Source organism: Planomonospora parontospora (assembly GCA_014647935.1).
Lineage (GTDB): Bacteria > Actinomycetota > Actinomycetes > Streptosporangiales > Streptosporangiaceae > Planomonospora > Planomonospora parontospora.
Genome location: BMQD01000071.1, coordinates 1 through 3,889, shown reverse-complemented (window position 1 = coordinate 3,889; position 3,889 = coordinate 1). Strand labels below are relative to the sequence as shown.

The following is a 3,889-nucleotide window of genomic DNA, read 5'->3' as shown; positions in this document are numbered from 1 at the left end:
GGGTCTGCGGCTGGTGCGGGTTCTGCGGTGGTGGGGCTGCAGCGGCGGGGCCGGGGCGAGGTCGAGGCGCTGCTGACCGGGCTGGGTCGGGCGTACGCGCACGGTGTGACGGTGGAGTGGGCGCGGTACTTCTCCGGGTCGGGTGCGCGGCGGGTGGAGTTGCCCACCTACGCCTTCCAGCGCAAGCCGTACTGGGCGGACAGCACGCCTCCCCGGAACGACGATCCGATGAGCGGCTTCTGGGACGCCATGGAGCAGGAGGACCTCTCCGCCCTGGCCGCGCGGTTGGACGTCGACGTCTCCGCACTCGGTGAGGTCGTGCCCGCGCTGACGGCATGGCGGCGGCGCCACCGCGAGCACGCCGTCGTGGACTCGTGGCGGTACCGCGTCACCTGGCGGCCGATCGCGGATCCGCGGTCCCGCGCACTCGACGGAACCTGGCTCGTCGTCGTCCCCGAGGCGTTCGGCGGCGCAGGGCTGCTCCCGATCGTTCTGGGTGCCCTCGCCCAGCGCGGGGCGAAGGTCGCGACCGTCAAGGCCACCCACGCGGACCGGGCGGAGCTCGGCGGACGGCTCGCCTCGGCGGCCTCGGGGGAGGACGTCGCGGGAGTCCTGTCCCTTCTCGCGCTCGACGACCGGCCGCACCCGATCCACCCGCAGTTGTCGTACGGCTGCGCGGGCACGGTCACCCTGGTCCAGAGCCTGGAGGACGCCGGGATCACCGCACCCCTGTGGTGCGTCACCTCCGGAGCGGTCGCCGTCGACCGGGAGGGTGAGCCCGCCGGTCGTGAAGCCGCCTCGGTGAGCCCCGGTCAGACGGCGGTGTGGGGTCTGGGCGCGGGGCTCGCGCTGGACCTCCCCGGCACCTGGGGCGGGCTGGTCGACCTCCCCGCCCGGCCGGACGAGCGGGTGGCGCTCCGGCTGTGCGACGCGCTCTCCGCGGCGGACGGCGAGGACCAGCTCGCGATCAGGGAGGACGGCTGCTTCGCCCGCCGTATGGTCAGGGCTCCGGCCGGAGGCCGCCCTGCGGGTTCCTGGCGTCCCGAGGGAACGGTCCTGATCACGGGGGGAACCGGTGGCGTCGGCGCTCATGTGGCACGGATGCTGGCCGGCAACGGCGCGGAGCACCTGCTCCTCACCAGCCGCCGGGGAATGAAGGCGCCGGGCGCGGCCGAGTTGGTGGAGGAGCTGACCGCCCGGGGCACCCGGATCACGATCGAGGCCTGCGACGTCGCCGACCGGGACGAACTCGCGGCGTTGCTCCGCACGGTGCCCGAGGAGTTCCCGCTGACCGGGGTCGTGCACGCGGCCGGTACGGCCCAGCGGATCGCACCGCCCTCTGACCTGACGATCGACGAGTTCGCCCAGGTCGGGAAGGCGAAGATCCTCGGTGCGGTGCATCTGGACGAACTGCTCGCCGACCGGGACCTGTCCGCGTTCGTGCTGTTCTCCTCCGGCGCCGCGGTGTGGGGCAGCGCGGGCCAGGCCGCCTACGCCGGCGCCAACGCGTTCCTGGACGGCCTCGCCCACCGGCGCAGGGCGCGGGGACTGCGCGCCACCTCGATCGCCTGGGGCTCGTGGGACGCCGGGATGGTGGACGACGAGCTCGGTGCGCTCATGAAGCGGATCGGAGCACCCGCCATGCCCGCAGCGGCCGCCGCCGGAGTCCTGGGGCAGCCGGCCGTCCATGACGAGAGCCATCTGGTCGTCGCGGACTTCGACTGGCCGCGGTTCACTCCCGCCTACACGCTCGCCCGTCCCCGTCCGCTCCTGAACGATCTGCCCGACGTGCGGGAGGTCTTGGACGGAAGCGGAAGCGGCGGGACGGCGGACGCGACCTCGCCGGTCGCGCGTCTGGCCTCCCTCCCGGAGGCCGAGCAGCGCCGCGAGCTGCTGGATCTGGTGCGGACGCACGTGGCGGCACTGCTCGGTTACGACGATCCCGCTGAAGTGGACGCCGGCCGCGCCTTCGACGACCTCGGGTTCGACTCCGTCGCGGCGGTCGACCTCCGGACCCGCCTGAACGCGGCCACCGGGAAGAACCTGCCCAGCACCATGGTCTTCGACCACACGACGCCCACCGCGCTCGCCGAGTACCTCAGATCGAAACTCTGCGGCGGCGTCCAGGCCCGTCCCGTACTCACCCGGCTGGATCAGCTGGAAGAGACCGCAGCCGATCTCCTCCCCGAGGAGATCGAGAGCACCCGGATCATCGGCAGACTCCAGGCGCTGATCACGAAGCTGAACGAGAACCTCGCCGGAGACTCCGGCGCCGACGTCAGCAGCCGACTAGAGGCCGCCACGGCCGACGACATCTTCACCTTCATCGACACCGAACTGGGCCTGGCCTGACCAGGCGCGGGACAAAGCCTTCGGCACGAAAGGACTCGTGAGCTTCCATGGCGAACGACGAAAAGCTCCTTGAATACCTGAAGAAGGTCACCGCGGACCTGCACCAGACCCGCCAGCGCCTGCGTGAGGTCGAGAGCGAGGACCTGGAACCGATCGCGATCGTGGGCATGGCCTGCCGCTATCCGGGCGGGGTGGAGTCGCCGGACGACCTGTGGCGGCTGGTGGCCGGTGGGGTGGACGCCGTCTCGGGGTTCCCGACCGACCGAGGCTGGGACATCGACCGGCTCGTCGCCCCGGGCTCCGAGAACGACGGGGGGAGCTACGTCCGAGAGGGCGGCTTCATCCACGGACCCGGTGACTTCGACGCCGACTTCTTCGAGATCAGCCCGCGGGAGGCACTCGCCACCGACCCGCAGCAGCGCCTCATGCTGGAGGTCTGCTGGGAGGCGTTCGAGCGAGCGGGCATCGACCCCCGATCCGTCCGCGGCGAACAGGTGGGCGTCTTCGCCGGCTCGGGCATCCAGGACTACGAGGACCTGCTGGACGCCGCTCCGGAGGTCGCCGAAGCGTACATGAGCACGGCGAGCGCGGCGGCGGTGATCTCCGGCCGGGTGTCCTACACGCTGGGCCTGGAAGGGCCGTCGGTGTCGGTGGACACGGCGTGCTCGTCGTCGCTGGTGGCGCTGCACCTCGCGGTCCAGGCGCTGCGCCAGCGGGAGTGCACCCTCGCGCTGGCCGGCGGTGTGATGGTGATGTCGACACCGGCGCCGTTCGTCGCCTTCAGCAGGCAGCGCGGCCTGGCCCCCGACGGCCGGTGCAAGGCGTTCTCCGATGCCGCGGATGGCACCGGCTGGGCCGAGGGCGCGGGCGTGCTGCTGGTGGAGCGGTTGTCGGACGCGCGCCGCAACGGGCATCCGGTGCTGGCGGTGGTGCGGGGTTCGGCGGTCAACTCCGACGGGGCCTCCAACGGGCTGACGGCGCCGAACGGCCTGTCGCAGCAGCGGGTGATCAGGCAGGCGCTGGCCAACGCCCGTGTGCCTGCGGCGCAGGTGGACGCGGTGGAGGGCCACGGCACGGGTACGACGCTCGGTGACCCGATCGAGGCGCAGGCGCTGCTGGCGACCTACGGTCAGGACCGGCCGGAGGACCGGCCGCTCTGGCTGGGCTCGTTCAAGTCCAACATCGGGCACGCCCAGGCCGCCGCGGGCGTCGGCGGCATCATCAAGATGGTGCAGGCGATGCGGCACGGCCTGCTGCCGAAGACGCTGCACGCCGATGAGCCGTCGACCCATGTGGACTGGTCGGCGGGCCGGGTGGAGCTGCTGACCGAGGCCCGCGAGTGGGCGCAGAACGGCCACCCGCGCCGGGCGGGCGTGTCGTCGTTCGGGCTGAGCGGCACGAACGCGCACGTGATCATCGAGGAGCCCTCCGCGGTCGAGGAGGGGTCTTCTCCGGACGTCGAGCCGTCGCCCGTGCCCGAGGGCGCTGCGCTTCCGGTGGTGCCGCTGGTGGTGTCCGGTAAGAGCGTGGAGGCGCT

Annotated in this window: 2 protein-coding genes; both read left to right on the top strand. The window is 72.6% G+C overall.

Going from position 1 to position 3,889, the window contains the following annotated elements; all coding sequences use genetic code 11:
* The coding region (locus IEZ07_RS35085; protein ID WP_301549384.1) for an SDR family NAD(P)-dependent oxidoreductase at positions 1-2,352 on the top strand (2,352 nt) is incomplete at its 5' end.
* Positions 2,353-2,399: 47 nt separating this feature from the next.
* On the top strand, positions 2,400-3,889 hold a 1,490-nt coding region (locus tag IEZ07_RS35080), incomplete at its 3' end, for a type I polyketide synthase (RefSeq protein WP_191898742.1).